The organism is Paenibacillus sp. TY11, from assembly GCF_059772165.1.
Genome location: NZ_JCBAIQ010000012.1, coordinates 71185 through 93195, shown reverse-complemented (window position 1 = coordinate 93195; position 22011 = coordinate 71185). Strand labels below are relative to the sequence as shown.

Annotated in this window: 17 protein-coding genes and 1 pseudogene; 7 read left to right on the top strand and 11 right to left on the bottom strand. The window is 47.6% G+C overall.

Going from position 1 to position 22011, the window contains the following annotated elements:
• Positions 1–678: an ABC transporter ATP-binding protein gene (locus AC6EJC_RS15300; RefSeq protein WP_444954713.1), complete on the top strand. Its 678-nt coding sequence runs from the start codon at positions 1–3 to the stop codon at positions 676–678.
• Entirely contained in the window at positions 675–3233 is a 2559-nt protein-coding gene (locus AC6EJC_RS15295) for an ABC transporter permease (RefSeq protein WP_444954712.1), read from the top strand. The genes AC6EJC_RS15300 and AC6EJC_RS15295 overlap by 4 nt, the downstream gene beginning before the upstream one ends.
• A 554-nt stretch (positions 3234–3787) precedes the next feature.
• On the opposite strand, the pseudogene AC6EJC_RS15290 reads toward AC6EJC_RS15295, so the two are convergent.
• Positions 3788–4303, bottom strand: a pseudogene (locus AC6EJC_RS15290) (GNAT family N-acetyltransferase); the annotation flags it as partial.
• A 249-nt stretch (positions 4304–4552) separates the two neighbouring features.
• On the opposite strand from AC6EJC_RS15290, the gene AC6EJC_RS15285 reads away from it, so the two are divergent.
• Positions 4553–5524 (top strand): ring-cleaving dioxygenase, encoded by a 972-nt coding sequence (locus AC6EJC_RS15285; RefSeq protein ID WP_061828937.1) that lies wholly within the window; start codon positions 4553–4555, stop codon positions 5522–5524.
• An 88-nt stretch (positions 5525–5612) separates the two neighbouring features.
• On the opposite strand, the gene AC6EJC_RS15280 is transcribed toward AC6EJC_RS15285, so the two are convergent.
• The 4 genes from AC6EJC_RS15280 to AC6EJC_RS15265 all read right to left on the bottom strand — a co-directional run bounded on the left by AC6EJC_RS15280 (position 5613) and on the right by AC6EJC_RS15265 (position 12134).
• A complete protein-coding gene (locus AC6EJC_RS15280) occupies positions 5613–7310 on the bottom strand; it encodes a M3 family oligoendopeptidase (protein ID WP_444954711.1) in 1698 nt (565 codons plus the stop codon).
• A gap of 255 nt (positions 7311–7565) precedes the next feature.
• Complete coding sequence (thiD, locus tag AC6EJC_RS15275; protein WP_444954710.1) at positions 7566–8375, bottom strand: bifunctional hydroxymethylpyrimidine kinase/phosphomethylpyrimidine kinase; 810 nt, start codon at positions 8373–8375, stop codon at positions 7566–7568.
• 196 nt (positions 8376–8571) lie between these two features.
• Positions 8572–9978, bottom strand: a complete 1407-nt coding sequence (locus AC6EJC_RS15270) for a DNA-binding protein (RefSeq protein ID WP_444954709.1) — start codon at positions 9976–9978, stop codon at positions 8572–8574.
• 248 nt (positions 9979–10226) lie between these two features.
• Entirely contained in the window at positions 10227–12134 is a 1908-nt protein-coding gene (locus AC6EJC_RS15265) for a bifunctional 2',3'-cyclic-nucleotide 2'-phosphodiesterase/3'-nucleotidase (protein ID WP_444954708.1), read from the bottom strand.
• 257 nt (positions 12135–12391) lie between these two features.
• On the opposite strand from AC6EJC_RS15265, the gene AC6EJC_RS15260 reads away from it, so the two are divergent.
• The 4 genes from AC6EJC_RS15260 to phnE (AC6EJC_RS15245) all read left to right on the top strand — a co-directional run bounded on the left by AC6EJC_RS15260 (position 12392) and on the right by phnE (AC6EJC_RS15245) (position 15911).
• Entirely contained in the window at positions 12392–13360 is a 969-nt protein-coding gene (locus tag AC6EJC_RS15260; RefSeq protein ID WP_444954707.1) for a phosphate/phosphite/phosphonate ABC transporter substrate-binding protein, read from the top strand.
• Between the two features lie 132 nt (positions 13361–13492).
• The gene (gene phnC / locus AC6EJC_RS15255) at positions 13493–14263 is read left to right on the top strand and encodes a phosphonate ABC transporter ATP-binding protein (protein ID WP_023990372.1); all 771 of its coding nucleotides are present in this window, start codon (positions 13493–13495) and stop codon (positions 14261–14263) included.
• Positions 14260–15117 (top strand): phosphonate ABC transporter, permease protein PhnE, encoded by an 858-nt coding sequence (phnE, locus tag AC6EJC_RS15250; RefSeq protein WP_444954706.1) that lies wholly within the window; start codon positions 14260–14262, stop codon positions 15115–15117. Before phnC ends, phnE (AC6EJC_RS15250) begins: the two co-directional genes overlap by 4 nt.
• Positions 15114–15911 (top strand): phosphonate ABC transporter, permease protein PhnE, encoded by a 798-nt coding sequence (gene phnE, locus AC6EJC_RS15245; RefSeq protein ID WP_013312028.1) that lies wholly within the window; start codon positions 15114–15116, stop codon positions 15909–15911. Before phnE (AC6EJC_RS15250) ends, phnE (AC6EJC_RS15245) begins: the two co-directional genes overlap by 4 nt.
• Positions 15912–15995: 84 nt before the next feature.
• On the opposite strand, the gene AC6EJC_RS15240 is transcribed toward phnE (AC6EJC_RS15245), so the two are convergent.
• The 6 genes from AC6EJC_RS15240 to AC6EJC_RS15215 form a co-directional block, all read right to left on the bottom strand.
• Positions 15996–17126: an aminotransferase class V-fold PLP-dependent enzyme gene (locus AC6EJC_RS15240; RefSeq protein ID WP_444954705.1), complete on the bottom strand. Its 1131-nt coding sequence runs from the start codon at positions 17124–17126 to the stop codon at positions 15996–15998.
• A gap of 162 nt (positions 17127–17288) precedes the next feature.
• Complete coding sequence (cysW, locus tag AC6EJC_RS15235) at positions 17289–18164, bottom strand: sulfate ABC transporter permease subunit CysW (protein WP_444954704.1); 876 nt, start codon at positions 18162–18164, stop codon at positions 17289–17291.
• A gap of 118 nt (positions 18165–18282) precedes the next feature.
• A complete protein-coding gene (gene cysT / locus AC6EJC_RS15230) occupies positions 18283–19116 on the bottom strand; it encodes a sulfate ABC transporter permease subunit CysT (protein ID WP_444954703.1) in 834 nt (277 codons plus the stop codon).
• Positions 19117–19195: 79 nt separating this feature from the next.
• Positions 19196–20260, bottom strand: coding sequence for a sulfate ABC transporter substrate-binding protein (locus AC6EJC_RS15225; RefSeq protein ID WP_444954702.1), 1065 nt, complete (start codon positions 20258–20260; stop codon positions 19196–19198).
• 367 nt (positions 20261–20627) lie between these two features.
• A complete protein-coding gene (locus tag AC6EJC_RS15220) occupies positions 20628–21311 on the bottom strand; it encodes a hypothetical protein (protein WP_444954701.1) in 684 nt (227 codons plus the stop codon).
• A gap of 115 nt (positions 21312–21426) precedes the next feature.
• Positions 21427–21921, bottom strand: coding sequence for a hypothetical protein (locus AC6EJC_RS15215; RefSeq protein ID WP_444954700.1), 495 nt, complete (start codon positions 21919–21921; stop codon positions 21427–21429).
• Between the last annotated feature and the right edge of the window lie 90 nt (positions 21922–22011).

Sequence of the window (22011 nt, the reverse complement as noted above, 5' to 3'; positions counted from 1 at the left end):
ATGGGCCTATTGAAAACTCAGGCATTAAAGAAACATTACGGGAACGGAGATACTGCTGTTCATGCCTTAGATGGTGTGAATTTCGAGGTGGAAAGCGGAGAATTTGTCGCTATTGTTGGTACGTCCGGGAGCGGCAAATCTACCCTTCTGCATATGCTAGGTGGACTGGATCGACCGACAAGCGGAAGTGTTACGATTGACGGCAAAGATATTTTCTCTCTCAAAGATGAAGAATTGACCATTTTCCGCAGACGAAAGATTGGCTTCATTTTTCAAAATTACAACCTGGTGCCCGTTTTGAATGTCTACGAAAATATCGTGCTCCCCATTGAACTGGATGGGAAACAACCAGACAAAGCCTATCTGACCCAAATTACGAATACGCTGGGGCTTAAGAACAAATTAAACAATCTACCAAGTAATCTTTCGGGAGGTCAGCAGCAGCGAGTCGCCATTGCGAGAGCACTGGCGACGAAACCAGCCATTATTTTGGCTGACGAGCCTACTGGCAACCTGGACAGTAAAACCAGTCTGGATGTCATAGGGTTGATCAAGGTATCCAGCCAACAGTTCGCCCAAACGATGGTGATGATTACTCATAATGAAGAAATCGCGCAGATGGCAGATCGCATCATCCGCATTGAGGACGGTAAAATAGTAGGTGGTGCGACCCGATGATCAAAATAAAAAACAGTAAGGCGGTTCGTAATTTATCAGATAAAAGTTTTAAAGCCAATAAAATCCGCAATATTATTGCGATTATCGCTATTTCCTTAACCACTTTGTTATTTACATCTCTATTTACTATGGGGCTTGGCGCGATGGATAGCTTCCAACAGGCAACGATGCGACAGGCTGGTGGGGGAGGGCAGGGTATTCTCAAATATATCAACGATGAGGAATTTAATCGCGTCAAAGACCACCCTCTTATTAAAGAGATAGCGTATAGCCGCGTGTTAAGTGGAAAGGTGACAAACGAGCAATTTTCAAAGCGCAAAACGGAGTTCTGGTATCATGACGATGTAGGGCTAAAGCTAGGATTGATTGAGCTAGAAAAAGGCCACAAACCGGTGGCAGAAAATGAGGTTATCTCGGACTCTAGCACCTTACAGTTACTGGGTATCCCCCTGAAAGAGGGCGCCCCATTGACCTTGAAGCTTGAGGTTCACGGCAAAATGGTACAGCGTGAATTTATCCTCTCCGGCTGGTGGAAGAGTGACCCCGCCGTCGTGGCAAACGTAGGGCAAATCATTGCTTCTAAAGCTTATGTGGATGCACATGCCGAAGAATTACGCTACACATATAAGCAGGATCATGATATGACCGGAGCCATCAATGCAAATATCATGTTCGATAACAGCTCGAACATGCGGGAAAATCTTAATAAAGTGATTACAGAAAGCGGTTATTCCCTAGACCAAAATGCACCGAACTACATTGCAAGTTCTGTGAACTGGGCGTATCTTTCCAACACTTTCAGTTCGAACCCTGAAGCCGTCTTTCCCCTAGCCACTGGTCTGTTACTGATCATGCTTACTGGCTATCTGATCATCTATAATATTTTCCAAATCTCGGTGATGCGTGATATTCGTTTCTACGGTCTTCTAAAAACCATCGGCACAACCAGCAGGCAAATCAGCAGAATCATCCGCAGACAGGCATTATTTCTTTCCTTAATCGGGGTTCCCATCGGCTTGCTCGGGGGTTTTGGTGTCGGCAAATCGCTTATCCCTCTGCTGCTTATGAACAATTATAGGCACGCAAATGCTGAGGTAACCCTATCCACCAGCCCATGGATTTTTATCGGCTCCGCTCTGTTTGCAGTCATAACAGTTATGATCAGTGCATATAAGCCTAGCAGAATTGCGGCGACTGTGTCTCCGATTGAGGCAGTAAGATACGTAGACGGAGCTACCAAAAAGGGTAAGAAAAAACTGAAAAAATCAACTAACGGTGCTAAAATGCCGCTGATGGCTCGAGCCAACTTAGGGCGTAATAAGAAACGGACGATTTTGGTGCTGCTTAGCCTTTCTCTAGGTCTAGTGCTACTGAATACTACTTTTACATTATCCCAAAGTCTGGATATGAATAAGTATGTGTCTAAAAGCCATGACACTGACTTTCTGATTGCACATGCTGATTATTTTCAAGAATATTTCACAGGCCCTGACAATGCAACGACGGAAAGCTATATTCAGGCCGTACAGGCACAACCCGGTTTTGAAGAAGGTGGACGATTGTACAGTGGCAGCAATTTATTCACTGTCGAGTATAAAGAGAACAAAGAGGGGAGGAAGTTGTACGGGGAAATCGTCACTCCTGACGCTCGCGGCAACTTATCTGCACCAGTGTATGGGCTTGAAGATCTCCCCCTTCACCGACTACAATTAATTGATGGTGAGCTTGATTATGGCAAGCTAGCTTCAGGAAAGTATATTTTGGAAGGAATCTGGTTAGACAATTACGATCATCCTGAAATGGAACTATCCGTATACAAAGTAGGTGAAAAGGTTACTCTTCATAACTATATGGACACAGCAAATGCCCAGGAGTATACTAGCCATGAATTCACAGTGCTTGGTCATGTTGGCGTAAAATCATCCAATTCTGGTGTAGCCGTTGCTAGTTATACTGACTTCTATCTCCCGGCGAATATCTACAAAACGCTTGTGAAGAAGCCTGTGGTGATGAGTTATGCCTTTAATGTATCCGATAGTAAAGAAAAAACGATGGAGAGCTTCTTAAAGAACTATACCGAAATAAAGGAGCCCACGATGCATTATAAATCCAAATTCACCTCAATTGCCGAGCTTTCAGGTATGCAAAAAACAATTTTGATGATCGGCGGTACGCTCAGTATTATTATTGGGGTGATTGGCATTATTAATTTTGCAAACGCGCTTCTAACTAGTATTCTGACCCGCCATCAAGAATTTGCTATACTACAAAGTATCGGCATGACCAACAAACAATTAAAAACAATGCTTGTTTATGAGGGGATGTACTATGTGCTCGGCACCAGCATATGCTCCATCTTATTAGGAAGCCTATTTTCCGTCCTGATTGCGAGACCCTTGAGTACTCAAATATGGTTTATGAGTTATAAATTTATTATCTGGCCGCTGATCCTCGTGCTGCCTGTTCTGCTCGCTCTTGGGATATGTCTTCCTCTCGCTATTTATTCTCTGAGCGACAGGAAAACTATCGTAGAACGACTGCGAACAGCAGAATAAATACCTCCTAGTCAAGAAAAGAAATGACCTAGCAAAAACTTCTGGCTAGGTCATTTCTTAGTTACTCAACTGTATAATTAGTACCCGTTCCCTAACCTCCCTGAAATTTATTATAATAATGAGAAAACAGAAGGAACACATAGGACCTTGGCGAAAGAGCAACTGTGGACATCCATCAAGGAGAATAAGCTGATTACGGCACAGAATTGGATCACCTAAGAAACTCATAAATCGTCTTCATAATCGCCCTATGAAGGTATCTATTCGATCGTCTACATGGACGCAGATTTACTATAAAGTCAAGAAAGACGAGGAAATTATAAGCATATCTATAGAACGCAAAAAAAGAAGAAATGTAAACACTTCTCCTTTTCCGCCCTTAATCGTTTAACAAGCAAAAATTCTAATGCGGGAATGCTACCACCAACAGGTGACATTACAATCACAAGAACCACCTTGTGTTTGACAATCTGCGTCACATGAACCAGTACATGTTTTTTGTACCTCCATATCAAACTCCGTGGTTGCCAAAATTTCAAGCTTTTGCTCCCACTCTTCCGTAAAAGCCCCATTCGGATCGAATCATAATACTCTCCATTATAATATCTGCACTTTCGAAGCCTGGCTTCGAGGGTCATGCCCAGCTTCTCCCCAACCTTCATCATCCGATGGTTTCCTGACCAGGTTGTAAAGCCCACTCTTACTAGAGGTAATGTATTAAACAAATGCGTGATCCACAGTCGAAGCGCCCTCGTACCGTACCCACCGCTCCAATACCGCGAATCAAAGATACCTATCCCCATTTCAAGCCATTGGGAAGGCTGATGCTCCCAATAGTAGCTAACCGATCCAATGATCTTGCCTTCCACTTCAATGATCCAAAAGTCATCTTGTCCGATTCGCTTTTCCTTCTCTTTTAAATAATCATCAAAAGAAAGTGGCTTATGTTCATAGTATGGTGCATCCCACTGCTTCCATTCCGGTGCTTCTTCTTTAAAAGTTAACGTCCAAAGAGCCGACAGGTCTTCTTCTGTAACAGGCCTAATCGTTAAATCCTTATCCGTATACATCGAGTACACTCCTTTTATAATAAAATTCGTTCTATCTATATTGGGCTATATCGGGCTTTATTGTATCTGCTTTTGCATTATTTCGAATTTCTATTTTTGTCCGTCTTTGGAGCCAGTGCAAATTCAAGTTGACAAACAATCAAAAATAATATATCTTAATATCAAGATAATAAATATAAAGAAAAGTTTTTCGACTGTTTATTTTGTTTAGAAAAATCTAATCATATAAAAACCAAGGAGGACAATGACATGAAACTGTTAGGATTGCATCACGTATCGGCGATTACAGCGGCGGCGGCTAAAAATGTTGATTTTTATACTCAGGTTATGGGACTTCGGCTGATCAAGAAAACGGTGAACCAGGATGATGTTAGTGTGTATCACCTTTTTTACGGAGATGAGCGTGGAACTGCGGGTACGGAAGTCACATTCTTTGAAATTCCCCATGCGGGACAAACTCGTACAGGGAATAACAGCATTTCGGCGCTCTCCCTGCGGGTACCGAATGACAAGGCACTGGATTACTGGAAAAACCGCTTTGAGCAGCTGGATGTAAAACATGGCGAAATTACGGATCAAGCGGGACGCCTGGCACTTTCGTTTGAGGATTTTGAAGGACAACGCTTCTTCCTCGTTTCAGATGAGCATGATCACGGAATGCGCGGCGGCACGCCTTGGGAGAAAAGCCCTGTCCCTGCCGAATACGGCATTGTAGGACTTGGACCGGTTCATCTGACTATTCCCAAAGCGGAGAATACCATTCTTATTCTTGAACAGGTTATGGGCTTCCGCAAAAAGGGCTCTTACCCTTCCCCCGTTGCCGGACAACCGGATGTGGTCATCTATGAAACGGGTGAAGGCGGTACAGGAACCGAAGTTCATCTGGAAGAGCGCAACGATCTGCCACAAGAGCGACCAGGACGCGGCAGTGTGCATCACGTAGCCTTCCGTGTTGAAACTGAGGAAGAGCTCAAACAGTGGGTAGACCGTATTGGGCAGCTGCAAATTTCCAACTCAGGCTTTGTAGATCGCTTTTACTTCCGTTCATTGTATTTCCGTGAGCCGAACGGCATTCTGTTTGAATTGGCAACCGATGGACCCGGCTTTGATACGGATGAAGAACTGGAGTTTCTGGGTGAATCGCTGGCGTTACCGCCATTTTTGGAATCGCGCCGTGCCTCTATTGAAGCCAATCTTAAACCACTTAACACCAAACATTAATTAAAGTTGCTTTTACACAAAAGGGCATTCCGCCATCTGCAAGCTTTTCAGCTTTGACAGGTAAGCGAAATGCCCTTTTTAGCTATGCTTACAGCTTTTTATCATCCACACTGTTCAGCCATGCTTCGATTTCTCCGATTACAGAGGCGATACAGCCATCTTGGAACGGCGAGATCAGTCCAGCCAGCTCAACCAATCCGGTAAAGGATCGACTTCCCCCGGCACGACATAGCTTCAAATAATCTTCCCACGCAGCTGTCTGGTCGATACTCATGCGTTTCCAGAATTGGAACGCGCACAGTTGCGCGAGTGTATAGTCAATATAGTAGAACGGGGATTGAAAAATATGACCCTGTTTGTGCCAAAATCCGCCCTGCTCCAGATACTCGTTGCCTTCATAATCCAGATGCGGTTTATACTTACGTTCAATGGAGCGCCATGCGCTTTTACGTTCGGCGGGGGTCCAGTCTGGATGTTCGTATACGGCATGCTGGAATTCGTCCACGGCTACACCGTAAGGCACGAACAGCAACGATGAAGATAGATGTTCAAAGTGATATTTGTCCGTATCTTCCTCGAAGAACAGATTCATCCAAGGCCATGCGAAAAACTCCATACTCATAGAGTGGATCTCAGCCGCCTCCATGGTTGGCCAATGGTACTCAGGAATTTCAAAATGTCGGCTTTCATAGACCTGGAAGGCATGACCTGCTTCATGCGTCAATACGTCGATGTCACCGGATGTACCATTGAAATTGGAGAAAATAAACGGCGTGCCATATTCGCTCAAAAATGTACAATAGCCTCCGCTTTGCTTGCCCTTTTTGCTGATCAGATCCATCAATCCACGTTCGATCATAAAGCTGAAAAATTCATGTGTTTCCGGTGAAAGTTCCTCATACATACGTGCTCCATTACGAATGATCCACTCCGGGTCACCTTTAGGCGTAGGATTGCCTGACAGGAAGTTGAAGCCTTCGTCATAATAGCGAAGCTGATCTACTCCGATCCGTTCGCGCTGACGCTCCTTCAGCTTGGTTGCCAGAGGAACAATGTGCTTCAGCACCTGCTCGCGGAAATTAGCTACCATCTCCGCATTGTAATCTGTACGTCCCAAGCGGGCATAGCCCAATTCTACGAAGTTGTCATAGCCCAGCTTGTGTGCCATGCGCGTGCGTACCTTCACCAGTTCATCATAAATCCGGTCCAGCTCGTCCTCATGCTCACTCATAAATTGATATTTAGCCTCGGAGGCCTGTTTGCGTGTCTCTCGGTTGGTAGCCATTTCAAAAGGCAGGAGCTGCGACAATGTGCGTTCTTCTCCCTCGAACGGGATCTTCGCTGAAGCAATAAGCTGAGCATATTCAGAGGTCAGCTTATTCTCCTGCTGCAAATCCTCAATGATATCCGGGTGGAACGACTTGAGTGCTACCTCGGCAATACTGAAAAGCTGGCTGCCCCATTGACTCTCCAACTCGGCTCGGAATGGAGAATCCACCAATGCCCGGTAGTAATCGGTTACATACTCCTGAATAACCGGCATGAAATCATCAGCGTACTCTTGCTCCGCTTTGTAAAAGGCGTCCTCCGTATCAATGGAGTGCCGAACTTCCACCAATTGCAATTGCGTTTCCACGTTACTGCGCAGTTTGTTAATCGCATGAATCACTTCATTTTGACGCTCTACGCTATCTGCTTGACGAAACTGTTGTAAAAGCGTTTTAAACCGCTGTTCAATTTCTGGTTGCTCTGGTCGACTGTAAGCCATTTGGCTGAATAATGTCATTGCTTCGGTTCCTCCTTAAATGTAATAAATCTGATGCCTATTATACAGTACGATTAGACCAAACTGGAAGCTGAAATTCCAAAAAAATACAACCTCAAAAGCCGCAATACCATGTATTGCGGCTTTTGGAGCCAAGCTGGCTCTTATCTACAGATATCTTTGCCTCAAGCAATTATTATATATATGCAGCCTATTGGAGATTTATAAGACCTCTTTGTTACACACTATCAATGCTTATTTATAGATTTTGCAAGCTTATTGATTCTGCAAACGATGTGCCGCATGCAGGGTCGGACCGACAAATTCATTCAGCTTGAAGCTACCTTCAATCGCCTGTGTAATGAATCTCTTGGCCTGATCCACTGCTTCACGTACAGTCAGCCCTTGTGCCAAACCAGCCGTTACCGCTGCCGAAGTGGTGCAGCCTGCACCGTGGGTAAAGTTTGTTTTTACAACATCGGCTTCAAACCAGTCAAAAGTGATTCCGTCATACAGCAGATCCATTGCTTTACCTGCGCGAATTTTGCCACGGTCCTTGATCAGCACATGCTTAGCTCCACGCTCATGGATAATCGCAGCCGCTTCCTGCATCTGCTCGAGCGTCGTGATCGGTCCATTCTTCGCCAGTTGCGAAGCCTCGAACAAGTTCGGTGTTACCAGGTCGGCGCCAGGAATCAGCAATTCCAGCATCGCCTCTGTATTTTCCGGCTGAAGCACTTCATCCGTACCTTTGCAGACCATAACCGGGTCAATCACGATCCGTTTCAGATCATGCTTCCTCAAATGGCTGGCAACCAGCTCGATAATATCTACGGAACCAAGCATACCGGTCTTCATCGCATCAAAACCGATACCTTCCAATACAGTACGCAGTTGCGCTTCTACCACATCCAACGCAACAGGATATACAAGATGGTCCCAGGTTTTAGGTTCCATCGCAACTACGGTTGTCAATACGGTCATACCATATACGCCAAGCTCTTGAAAGGTTTTCAGGTCTGCCTGAATACCCGCTCCACCGCTTGTGTCGGAGCCGGCTATCGTTAATGTTTTGGGAATCGTCATTTTGTACATGCTCTCCTTCACTTTCTGTGCTGCATTTATCCTAATCCTGCATGCGAAACTTGTCAACGCGCAAACTGTCCTTTCTATACTAAAAGTCACAAGAAGCAGCAACAACTAAAAAACGAGAACATCCCCTTTGAAACGGGAACATCCTCGCAAGAACGTGTTATATGAAGAATTCGAATGAAACTTGGAATTACAAATACCCACCGGTACTGTGATCGTAGGCATGATTCTTTTCATTTGCCCGTACGCCCAGGCACAGACTCTGATACAACTGCTGCTGTTCCGGGGTAGCAAAATTCCGGTGCTGCTCAAATAAAGCCATACAACCAATGATATGCTCGGTATAGTAATTATCGACAGACAGTTGCAAGCAATGCAGTGTTTGTCCCAATCCCTCGGGGTAATCGCCTTTTCGAAAATGATATTCCGCATACACCTTACAAAAGGATGCAAAGCGAAATGCATTAAAGTGCTTGCGATAATGTGTGTCCCATTGTTCCGGTGCAAGCTCCCAGAAGCTCTTGAGTTGCTGACTGAACAGTGCCAGCTCGGCATCCGCGAAATAACCGAACCGATTCGCCGATTCAAGCAATGTGTTCAAACCTTCCAGTGTCTCATCCGGATGCTCGCGTAGATAAGTAATATATTCATAGATTGCAGAAGTGTTGCCCATTTTAATTTCAATACAAAGTCGATTGCCCTGTGCGTATACACGGTGCATGTTGACCACTTTCCAGCCTTCCTCGTCCAAGCCCTCAAACCAGCTCAAATCTGCATAACCTTCAATCCATTGCTTGGATTCCTCATATCTGCCCTGAAACTCATAGCAGCTGGCCTTGAGCAGATGCCCCTGAGCATAGTAATAAACAAGCGGCTTAAGCAGCTCCAGGTGCTCATCTCCAAAACGGTTCCGATTGCGATACAATGCCTGCGCCAGCTCTCTTAGCTCGTCCGCATACATTTCCATCTCGGACCATTGCATTTTTAAAGCAAACACTTGAGATAGCATATGTAAGCCTTCCAATGCGTAAGTTTCCGGTAGACGACTACGGTACAAATGGAACTGTACAGCAGCCTTCAAGTTCCGTTTGTTATCCTTAATCTGAATCTGGAATATGCGAAAATAGCTGATCGCCAACCTTTCGGAGTGGGTATACTTCTCACTCTCGATGACACAATCATACAGAAGCATGGAGGCTTCATGTCTGCCATCCTCAAACATCGCTTCTGCCGTCTCAAAAATAGCTGGAATGTTCGATAAATCGTCCATCAAATAGCCAAGCACACTGCGTATACAGTCCAGCTTGTTCAACTCTGAGCAACGGAGAAGAAACGGACGCAACCTCCTCCAGTGTGGTAAGGAATGAATAAAACATTCATCCACATACATCTCGAACAAAGATCCTTCTTCCAAACCCATCGCCTCGGTAATCAGATCAAGCTGATTGACTGAGATAGGCCGTGGTGGGTTCCGGTTAAGTATACCGCTAAGTGTACCCGGATTTACCTTGGAAGCATCTGCAAAACATTGCATCGAAATGCCTTCACTTTGAATATACTTTTCTATTTCTGCGCGGATCGTGGTGTTTTTTTCCAAAGGGACACCCCCTCAAACGAATGATGGTGACTTTTTCATTACCTTTTAAACCAAAATTTGTTTAATCAAAGTATATGTCTAATTATACGGGAGGTCAACAACTTAAACGCGACTCTGGACATATAAAATCACGAACTTCGTACGATTTTAAATCCGTTTTATGAAAAAAGACCGCGCCCGAGGGTTTGGTCTGTTCATGGGTTGTAATACTGTAAATTTATGAGGGTAGAACATAGTTTACTATGGATTTAGAGACGCCCAAAATCAATGGCAAACTTAGCGTATCCTTCTATTGTTAATCCTTCATAAAGCAGCTCCGAATAGGCATTGGCGGCATCCATTGCTTGCGACGAGGTCAGGAAGGTCACATGCGGACGACCCGGCCATGGGGCGAGGGACCAATGACCATCTGCTTTTGGCGTCAGTGTCTTCATATGCCGCACATATTCGGTCAGCACATGTCGGTTTTCATCCGGTGAAGCAAGTATAATCCGCTCTCCACCTGGATTGACCAGTGCAGAGGAAAACGCGCGATAGTTGTTCGTGACTACCAGATAATTTCGCTGCATATCCATCGGTTCGCCATCAAAAGACATCTGAATGATTCTGTGCGCATCTGGGTCCTTTAATTCTCCGGCAGCATCATATCTGGCAGGCTGTGTTACATCAATCTGATACCTGATGCCGTCGATGATATCAAAATTAAAGCTCGGAAAATCAGAATTAATCAGCTCCTGCTCCTGTTCTGCTGAAGGATCAATTTGTCGGAACTGGCCGGCAGACCACTCGAGCCATTCCCGAATTTCGGCCCCAGACAGTCGAACGACATGCAGCGTATTCGGAAAATTGTACAGATCCGCGATATGCTTGATCGCCAACGTCCCCGCCGGAATATCGGTGTAATAGGTCGGGCCGTATCTGCCGCCTGTTTTAAAAGGAGCTGCTGCCGACAGAACAGGTAACCCTTCGTACTCGCTCCCTTGCATCTGCTGCTTCACATACCAAATTTGCGCGTTATTCACGAGCTGAACCGAAGCATCATCCATCACCTGGGCAAAAAAGCTGTTCACCGCCACCGTCGTCTGACCTACAGATGCGCGAATATACTCCAGTGTTCCGGCGTGCTCTTCTGCTACCGACTGCTGAATGGCAGTATCCGGTTGTACCAGCGCCTCCTTGCGTATCGGATCATACACCGGGCGTACCTCGGCAGCAGAGGCAACCACTTGCCACTTCCCTTCACTAAAGATCAGGTCCAGATCAATGACACCCAGGTGATCTCCCCAGAAGCCCGGCTCTACCGCTGGAATATCGTGGATGGTACCTCGCTCTGCATCGACACCTGTTTTACCCATAAACGAAGGGTTGGGGAATACTTTATGTGCATGGCCAAACACAATAGCGTCGATCCCTTCCACCCTGCTCAGATGCAGCACCGCATTTTCCATATAAGGCGTTTCGGGAATATCTTCGAAGCCCGCATGGGGCATGGCAATGATCAGATCGGCTCCCGCCGCCTTCATTTGTGGAATAAATCGTCTTGCCGTTTCCAGCATATCTTTGACGATGATTTTTCCTTCCAGCCACGCCTTGTCCCATTGCATAATTTGCGGAGGCACAAAGCCGATGACCCCCACCTTCAACAGATGCTTACCGCCTGCTTGATCCTCTACCGTCTTATCCAGCAATAGATAAGGTGTGAAGTAATTTCGTTCTTTTTCTCCCGCTATATAAATGTTGGCATTAACATAAGGAAATTGCGCTCCTCGAAGGCAAGTCTGCAAATATTCCAATCCATAATTAAATTCATGATTACCGATATTGCCTGCCTCATATCCAAGCAGATTCATGGCTTTATAGGCGGGATGCACCGCGCTTGGGTCCTGTTGAAGGCGTTGTACAGCATAATCTCCCATCGGATTCCCTTGAATAACATCTCCGTTATCCAACAGCAGGTGGTTGGGCACCTCCGCCCGGGCCGTTTGAATCAGACTGGCGGTTTGCGCCAGACCGTAATGCAACGTTTCCTGATCCGTATAATAATCGTAATTCCACAAGCTGACATGCAGATCGGTTGTAACCATAATGCGGAACTTCACCCTCACAGGACCTACATTTTCCTGGCCTGCCTTTTCATTAATATCCAAAATATCCAATCTCGTTCTCTCCCTCAGCTTCGGTCATAGAGCTTGAACAAGTCTAACAGAGCACTGTTAAGAGAATGTTAAAAGAAGCATTTTGCATAAATCCAGAAGGCGGTTTTCAGCATACGATAAATTTTACATAGGTTTTACCAAAGTCAGGAGTGGTTTTTACCCTAGCTGCGGGACGAGCTGTTAAGATTTGGTTTGTCACAGAATTTACAGGTTTTTTAATTTTATTTCGTTATTACTATGTTTAGGGGGAAATTATTTTGTTCAAAAAAGCACTGGCCTTGTGCATGACCTTCACACTGGCAGCGGGTCTGGCCGCTTGTGGCTCCAATGCAAGCAATAACAACAGCGCGTCCACTCCGGGTACAGATGGCTCTAAAAGCGAAAGCACAGCCTATGTTCCTAAAGAGTTAAAGGTACAGTTCGTTCCTTCCCAAAATGCAGATACACTCGAAGCCAAAGCCAAACCGCTCGAAAAGCTGCTGGGGGACAAGCTCGGAATCCCGGTGAAAGTCACCGTATCTCCTGACTACAATACGATTGTAGAAGCCATGTCTTCCAAACAGGTAGATGTAGGATTCCTTCCGCCAAATGCTTATGTACTGGCCCACGATAACCGTAAAGCAGCCGACTTGCTGCTGCAAGCTCAACGCTACGGCATTGAAGATGCCACAGGCAAGGACACGACTGAAAAAGTAAACTTTTATAAAGCGATGATCGTGGTGAAAAAGGATTCTCCGATTCAAACCCTGGCTGATCTGAAAGGTAAGAAGGTCGGCTGGCAAAATGTAACCTCCTCCGCAGGCTACGTGTACCCCGCAGCAGAACTGAAAAAAGCTGGCGTGGACCCGGACACGGATGTGCAGGGTGTAACGATCAAAGGCCACGATGCTGCTATTCTGGCGCTGCTGAACGGTCAGGTTGATGCTGTCGCTGTTTTTCAGGATGCACGTAACACGGTGAAGAAGGAGATCCCCGATGTATTTGAAAAAACACGCGTCATTCATTACACAGCTAAAATTCCAAATGACACAGTCAGCGTACGTTCCGATATGGATCAAGCGTGGAGAGACAAAATCAGCCAAGCCTTTATTGACATTGCCAAAGACCCTGAAGGCGGCGAAATCATTAAAGAAATTTACACCCATGTAGGTTATGAAAAGGGCGACGATAAAAACTTCGACTCTGTGCGTGAATACGCCGAAGCCGTCGGCCAAGCGGTTAAGTAACAGGAGCAAACAAGGTACTGTATGAAGTAACAGCTACGAAACAGGCTTTACGAATGACAGGGCAGCACCGTCCATGTATTCATGGCGGTGTTGTTTTCATTCCACCCCATCGGGGGAGAAAGTTGGGAGCATATGATCGAATTCCGTAACGTATCGAAAACATACCCGAACGGCACCAAGGGGTTGAACAATATTAATTTGACGATTCAGGAGGGAGAAATGGTCGTCATTGTCGGCTTATCCGGTGCAGGTAAGTCTACCTTGCTGCGTTCCATTAATCGACTGCATGACATTACGTCCGGCGACATTGTCGTGGGTGGCAGGTCTGTCACGTCTGCTGGAAGCAGCGAGCTGCGGCGCATTCGCCGTGATATCGGCATGATCTTTCAAAGCTTCAATCTGGTTAAGCGTTCGACGGTGCTCCGCAATGTACTTTCCGGCCGCGTCGGCTATCACTCGACGCTGCGGACCATTCTCGGTCTCTTTCCGAAGGAGGATATCGAACTGGCACTAACGGCGCTGGAACGCGTGAACATCCGCGAAAAAGCCTATAGCCGAGCCGATGAGCTGTCCGGTGGTCAACAGCAGCGTGTATCCATCGCCCGCGCACTGGCGCAGGAGGCTAAAATCATTCTGGCGGACGAGCCTGTGGCGTCGCTTGATCCGCTGACTACCCGCCAGGTTATGGACGACCTCCAGCGGATCAACCGTGAAATGCAGATTACGACCATCGTCAATCTGCATTTCATTGATCTGGCGCGCGAATATGCGACGCGCATCATCGGACTGCGCGCCGGAGAAGTCGTCTTTGACGGCACACCGGAGGAAGCTACGGACGAGGCCTTTGCGGAGATCTACGGCCGGGCCATCAAGCATGATGAACTGCTGGGAGTGGGATCATGAAGCCCGACTCTACTGCCCAACCGCTCTCTTCGACGCAACCGTCACCGCATGCTGGACCGCCGCAGCCAAGCAAGCCGCCCGCAGCAGGGCCACCCTTGCCAGGGCGTTATAAGCGTTACGCCACCTGGATGATTTTTATCGTGGTGCTGGTAGCCTGCTCCATTCATACGGATGCCACACCTTACCAGTTGATCGTCGGTTTGCCGGAGATGGGCAAATTGCTGGGCGAAATGTTTCCACCTGACTGGAGCTACCTGCCTACCATCTGGAAACCGATGCTGGAAACGATCCAGATCGCCATTGTCGGCACGACACTGGGAGCAATACTGGCGATCCCTGTTGCGTTGCTATGCGCCTACAATGTGATGCCGCGCAAGCTGATTTCGCTGCCGATGCGCACGATCCTGAATCTGGTGCGGACGATTCCCGATTTGCTGTTTGCCTCGATCTTTGTGGCGGTGTTCGGCATCGGGCCGTTTGCAGGGATGCTCGCCCTGCTCTTCTTCTCCTTCGGTATCATAGCCAAGCTGACCTTTGAGGCAATTGAAGCCATTGATCCCGGGCCGCTGGAAGCCATGACTGCTGTTGGCGCGAGCCGCATTCAAGTCATCGCCTTCGGTGTGGTGCCGCAGGCGCTGCCTTATTTTGTGTCGTACTTGCTGTACACCTTTGAGGTTAATGTGCGCGCGGCTTCCGTTCTGGGTCTGGTCGGCGCTGGCGGTATCGGTCTGCTGCTTGACCGTTCCCTTGGGCTGTTCCGATATGACCGGGCAAGCATCATTATTCTACTGACCCTCGTCATCGTCCTTGCGATTGATTACGGCAGTAACCTGCTACGGAGGAAATTATTATGAATGATCCTACGCTTCGCAGACCTATTGGCTCCCGCCTGCGCTTATGGGCGATCGCTATTCTGCTAATCATCATTTATATTTGGGCTTTTCGCGGGATGCAGTTTGAAGGATTGCAGGGAACGGCCAAAAGTGTCTCTGTCGCTATATTGGACGGCTTCCTTCATCCCGACTGGTCGTTCGTCTACATCCCTGAGGGAGAGGATTTGCTGCGCGGGTTGCTGGATACGCTGGTCATTTCAGTGCTCGGAACCTTCGTGTCTGCATTTGTCTGCCTTCCGTTCGCCTTTTGGGCGTCCAGCAATATGACCCGTCTGCGTCCCTTATCGGGTAGCGGGAAATTTGTACTTAGTGTCATCCGGGTATTTCCCGAAATGATCGTCGCCATCTTATTTATCAAAGCCGTTGGACCCGGCTCGTTTGCGGGTGTGCTTGCCCTCGGCATTCACTCCATCGGCATGCTGGCGAAGCTTTTCTCGGAAACGATCGAAAGCGTCGATCACGGGCCCCAGGAAGCTTTGATCGCGTGCGGTGCCAACCGTTGGCAGGTGATTTTCTTCGCCGTGCTACCGCAGGTGATTCCACAGTTTCTTTCGTATTCGCTTTACCGTTTTGAAATTAACATCCGTTCCGCTACCACGCTCGGTCTGGTCGGTGCAGGTGGTATTGGTACTCCACTGCTGTTTGCACTCCAAATGCGCAATTGGAACCGTGTAGGCGTTATCTTGCTCGGCATTGTGGTCCTGATCATTTTGACGGATCTGATTTCCGGCTGGCTGCGCAAACGGATCGTATAATTAGAATTTTCGACGCCAAAAAAGCCTCTCCAGTGTAAAAGGGGAATGTTATGCTCCCATTCACTCGGAAGAGGCTTTTGATGCTCAACAACTCCCAGCCAGTTCATCTATTACCCGTCGGACTTCCTCTGCCGTATTGTAAAAATGCGGAGCCACACGGATAACATCCTTTCGTGCTGACACGATCATATTTTGGCTTCTCAAACGCCTCTCCACAGCCGACACATCGGCTACTTCAACAGCAAGCAGGCTTGGTAATGTGCCTCCTCTGTAAGGTGTACGTATGTGTAACCCTTTGCGGCGTCCATATTCAACGGAAAAATCCAACAACTCACTCATATAGACCTGAATGTTCGTAACCCCAATCTCCAGCAGCAGCTTTAAGGCGGCATTGGCGGCAAAAATGCTAATGAAAGAAGGCAATCCCGTCTCAAAGCGTCGGGCTCCCGCTGCCAGAACCGGGTGAGCAATATCAAACCGGGAAGCGGACTCCTGTCCAAGCCAGCCTGTAAGACGGGGCTTGAAGCGGTCTATTCGATCCTTGCTTACATAAAGAAAAGCCACTCCCGGAATTCCCAGCATATATTTGCGTGCTCCCGCGACCAGAATATCTACGTTCATTTTTTTTACATCCACCGGAATAATTCCTGCAGACTGATAGGCATCCACAAACAGTAATGCCTGATTTCGGTGAGCTATATCTGCAATGGATTTTAGATCCTGCTGAAACCCATTGGTATAGTTCACATGGGATACCATAACGAGCGCAGTTTTCTCCGTAACATGCTCTTCATACTGCTCTATCATCACTTCTCCCTCGGTGGAAGGGATACAGCGGATGTGATCACGGAACATATCCTGTGCCTGCCAGATGTGTCCTACCGTCGGAAAGTCGGTATCCGCATACACAATTCCTTCTTTTCCCAGTACATAAGAAAGGGCTGTGGCCACCCCGGCAATCGCCTCAGAGGCTGAGGACAGCACCGCAATTTCGTCAGGCTCCGCCCCGATTAGCTTGGCAAAATGCCTTCTGGCTTCTTCCAAACGTGCCATAGACAGGTCACCGTTATGACCGTGTTGCAGCAAACTTCGATGGTATTCCTCAATGGCAGCGGAAACCGGCCTCGATACGGCCCCCTGGGAACAACTCCCTACATGGATATGTGAGGACAGCACTGGAAACAGCTGACGGTAGGACTGAAACGGATGTTTCATATTTCCCTTCGCTCCTCCTGGGCACACCAACGTGCCTTGATATGATCATTTTATTATCCATATAAGCCACCTTAGAACAAGGGCCTCCCTTCCCATCTTCTCGCCGTTAACAGACGATAGACGCAAAGAGAGGCCCTATGGGATCATATACAGAATCATAAATTAATGCACGCGTTTGCGTCCAAACCAGCTTTTAAGCACCAAGGTTGCCAGAGCAAGTAACAACAGCAACGAGGCCACCGCAAAGGATGCCGAGAACTGATATTCGTTATACAAAATTTCTACATGCAGCGGAAGTGTGTTCGTCTCTCCACGGATATGTCCCGAGACGACGGACACCGCACCGAACTCACCCATGGCTCGCGCATTACACAAAATGATGCCATACAGCAGACCCCATTTGATGTTCGGCAGCGTCACTTTCCAGAAAATACGCCAGCCGTGCGCGCCCAGTGTGACTGCCGCTTCCTCCTCCTGCTGTCCCTGATCTTCCATCAGCGGAATGAGCTCGCGCGCCACAAAAGGAAATGTGATGAACAGCGTCGCTAAAATAATGCCCGGCAAAGCAAATATAATTTTAATATCATGCTCGTCCAGCCACGGCCCCAGCCAGCCCTGTGCGCCGAACACTAACACATACATCAGTCCTCCGACGACAGGAGAGATGGCAAAGGGTAAATCAATCAAGGTGACCAGCAAGCCTTTGCCGCGAAATTGAAATTTCGTGATCAGCCAGGCGGCAGCTACACCAAATACCGTATTCAGCGGGACCGTTATCGCTGCCACCAGCAGCGTCAACCGCAATGCGGACATGGCATCCGGGTCCCGTAACGCTTCAACGTATACACTCCATCCCTGCTTGAGCGCTTCGGTAAGCACGACGATTAGCGGCAATACCAGCACCCACAGCAAAGCTAGAAAAGCAGCACCAATCAGCGTCCACTTCACCCAAGGTGCTTCGGTTGTGACTCTATTGGGCGGTGCGGATGAAGGCACTGGTGCAGAAGCAAGCTCCTGCCCAGTTATCGCTTGTGACATGATGTGTCCCTCCTTAGAACGCGGGGTATAATGCGCAGCCCTGCATGTTAACGTTAGACAGTTACATTAGACAGTTACATTAGACAGTTACATTAGACAGTTACATTAGACAGTTGTGTTAGACAGCACGCCGCCGTGACCAGCGCTGAATGCTGTTAATTACGAGTAGCAGCACGAATGATATCACCAATAGCATCAACGCTACCGCCGTAGCCCCGGCATAGTCATTTTGCTCCAGCTTGGACATTATGAGCAGTGGAGCAATCTCAGTCTTCATCGGCATATTGCCAGAGATGAAGACGACAGAGCCGTACTCGCCAATGCCACGGGCAAAGGCGAGCGCAAAACCCGTCAGCAGCGGTGGCACCAGCTCCGGCACAATAACGCTGCGGAAGGTACGCCATCTGCCCGCCCCCAGCGTAGCAGCGACCTCCTCCTCGTCCTTGTCCAGTTCCTCCAGCACCGGCTGAACTGTCCGTACGACGAACGGAATGCCGATAAACATCAGCGCGAGTGTAATCCCCGTCTGTGAGTACGCCATTCTCCACCCAAGCGGTTCGAACAACGAACCGATCCAGCCATTTTGCGCATATAGAGCGGTTAAAGCGACCCCCGCCACAGCCGTAGGCAAAGCAAAGGGCAGATCAATTACCGCATCAAAAATCCGTTTCCCCGGAAAATCATAACGCACCAGCACCCAGGCTATCAATAAACCGAGAAACAGGTCGATCAGCGCCGCAGCCGCGGCACACAAGAAACTCACCTTGTAGGAAGCCAGCACCCTGGCATCCGTTGCCACATCCCAAAACTTCTCCCACGTCAGTCCGGTTGAATTCAGGAGCAGTGCCGATAAAGGCACCAGCACCACCAGACTGAGATACAGCACACTATAACCCATTGTTAACCCGAACCCGGGAAGTACGCGTTTTCGGGTGGCTTGCACTTGACTCATGTTCTGTCCATCCCTCTCTGAATCCATTCACTATGACACTCGCGGCTACCGATCCAATCGCCTTCACAGTCAACTTATTTTATGAACTGCCGGGTACATAAATCTGGTCAAAAATGCCCTTGTCGCTGAAATGCTTCTGCTGCGTCTCCTTCCATGTTCCGAATACATCCTTCAAGGTTACGAGCTCCAGTTTAGGAAATTGATCCTTGAACTTTGCCGTCACGCTCTCCAATGTTGGGCGATAATAATTCTCGGCAGCAATGGTCTGCCCTTCTTCACTGTACAAATATTTCAGGTACGCGTCCGCCACCTCACGTGTACCTTTTTTATCTACCACCTTATCGACTACCGCCACCGGAGGTTCAGCCAAAATACTGATCGACGGATACACGATATCGAATTTATCCGCACCCAGCTCCTTCACAGAGAGCAGTGCTTCATTTTCCCAAGCAATCAGCACATCGCCAATTCCACGCTCTACGAAAGTCGTTGTCGCTCCACGTGCTCCGCTATCCAGTACCGGCACATGCTTATACAGCTCTTGTACAAACTGCTGGGCTTTGGCTTCATCGTTATTGTTCTTCTTGAGCGCATAGGCCCAGGCTGCAAGATAGTTCCAACGGGCTCCGCCCGAAGTTTTAGGATTCGGTGTAATGACTTGCACATCACCACGGATTAAATCGTCCCAGTCCTTGATCCCTTTCGGGTTCCCTTTACGCACCAGTAGCACGATGGTTGAAGTGTATGGAGAGCTGTTATGCTCATATTTACTTTGCCACCCCTCTTTAACAAGTCCTTTATCCTGGAGCGCATCAATATCATAGCCCAGGGCCAGGGTGACCACATCCGCATCCAGCCCATCCTGCACAGAACGACTTTGCTTGCCAGATCCCCCGTGAGATTGCTTGATCGTAACCTTCTGCCCTTTCTCCTTCTCCCAATGGGCAGCAAACGCTTTATTATATGCCTCATACAATTCACGGGTCGGATCATAAGAAACATTCAGCAACTCCACGTCCTTGGAACCGGCAGTAGAGCTACCATCCGCCTGCGTCCCTTCCTTGCTTGCCCCACAAGCACTTAGCATAATCGTTAAAACCAAAGATAGTCCGAGAATAAGTCCACTTTTCCATTTCCTCTTCATCAAGCCACCCCTAATTCTATGTAATTTGTAAATATACATTCATTTACGCCTGTTATTTACAGACATAATCAAAAAAGAGCGGAGAATTCCCTGATGCAGCCCTGATAGGTCAAACCTGTCGCGTGGACAGTGTCTGCCTGCTGTTCCTAGAGGTTCTCCGCCAAAATGGCGAGATCATACTTTAATTCTTTAATTCCTACCTGTTTAATGAGTTATATGGATATAATACGAGAGTTTATGAGTGATGTCAAACCTTTTTTTAGTATGGATGATCTGTACTTTGCTTTCTTCAAAGGGGGGGGGACAGTCAGAAACATTATATATGTTTCCGACCACCTAGAGGCTATTTGCACACGCGGAGTACGACTTAGTTGGCTACCGTCTCAAGATTGATCGAAAAGACTCCAAAAAGCTTCGGATTATTCGTAGCTCTTCTCAACCACAGCTCACCCGATCCCACCATGACTCCCTGATAATTGACAAACAAATCATCTGTCTTTTGATTGACCAGCGCCTCGCGAATCGCGTCCGTAAAAATCTGATCATACTTGGCAATAAAATCTTCCTTATTCGGAATCGTTAGCGACTTTTCACTATCATTGACACGCAGAGGGTACAAAATATAATTGGCTACCTTTTCCTTGTCATTGTCGGCAACAGCCTTCTGCAACGCTTTGAATGTGTTCAAAAACGCTTTAGGGTCTTGAATACCAGCTACCTCAAAAGGATTTTGCGATGAATTGGGGGCAGACGGAGAAGAAGATGTATCCGATGAAGTAGCTGGGGCCGAAGGAGTTGACTTTTGTGCATCATTACCGCTGTTTTCTGCACTCCCGCTCTCTTTCGCTGCTTTGTCACTTTGGGCTGAACCGCTACGATTGCCACCAGCTCCATTCTCGATCACGCTTGTACTGCCTCCGGCATCACTGGTTTCAGCATTCTTATCCTGGCCACAGCCAGCAAGTGCTACAAATGTAAGTGTAAGTAAAATGGCTGTGAGTGACAGCCTCCGTGACATCTTTTGATTACCGAATTCATGGGTTTTGGGCACAACGGGTCATCCTTTCTGCTTTCTGCTCTGACCTATTCTGTTCATTAAGTCTTCAACCGTTCTATTGTAACATAAGTAGGCTAATGACCGCATGTCGTGCCCATTCTGGAAGCAGTTACAGTGTAATATATGCGAAGGTTTTAACAATTCCTTGCGATCCATCGTCCGTACTTACTTTCAAAATCAGCTCTTTCAAGGAGTCATTTACAGCTTCATCCTGCCCCTCCGGCTTTATAAACAGCAGATCGTGGCGTTCTCCCGGCTGCAACGTTCGTTTAGTAAACCCGCTCGTTGTACCTTGCAAGTCTGACCCATTCGAACTATTGAGCTTGTATTGTACGGGTTGCTTACCTGTATTCTTGATACTGATGTACAGCTTGCGCCCCTCTTCAAATTTAAAGCTCGTTTCGCCTTGTCCTTCAAAATGCATTCTTTGATCATGTACGATACGCTTCGCTGCGCCCCCATTCTCACTCTGCGCGCTAAGCGGTACTGCCGGATGCGTCACACTCGACGTTGATGTAGTATATGTGTTTGTCGATATGTTGGCAAAAGTAACATAACCTACGATTGCTCCGGCAACCCCAACCCAAACCCATTTCTCCACCATTTCATGTCCTCCTTCGTAAAAAAAGCCGAACTCATATCTATTATGAGTCCGACTGTCATATTTTTCAAACTTGATCAAAGGCATCCATAC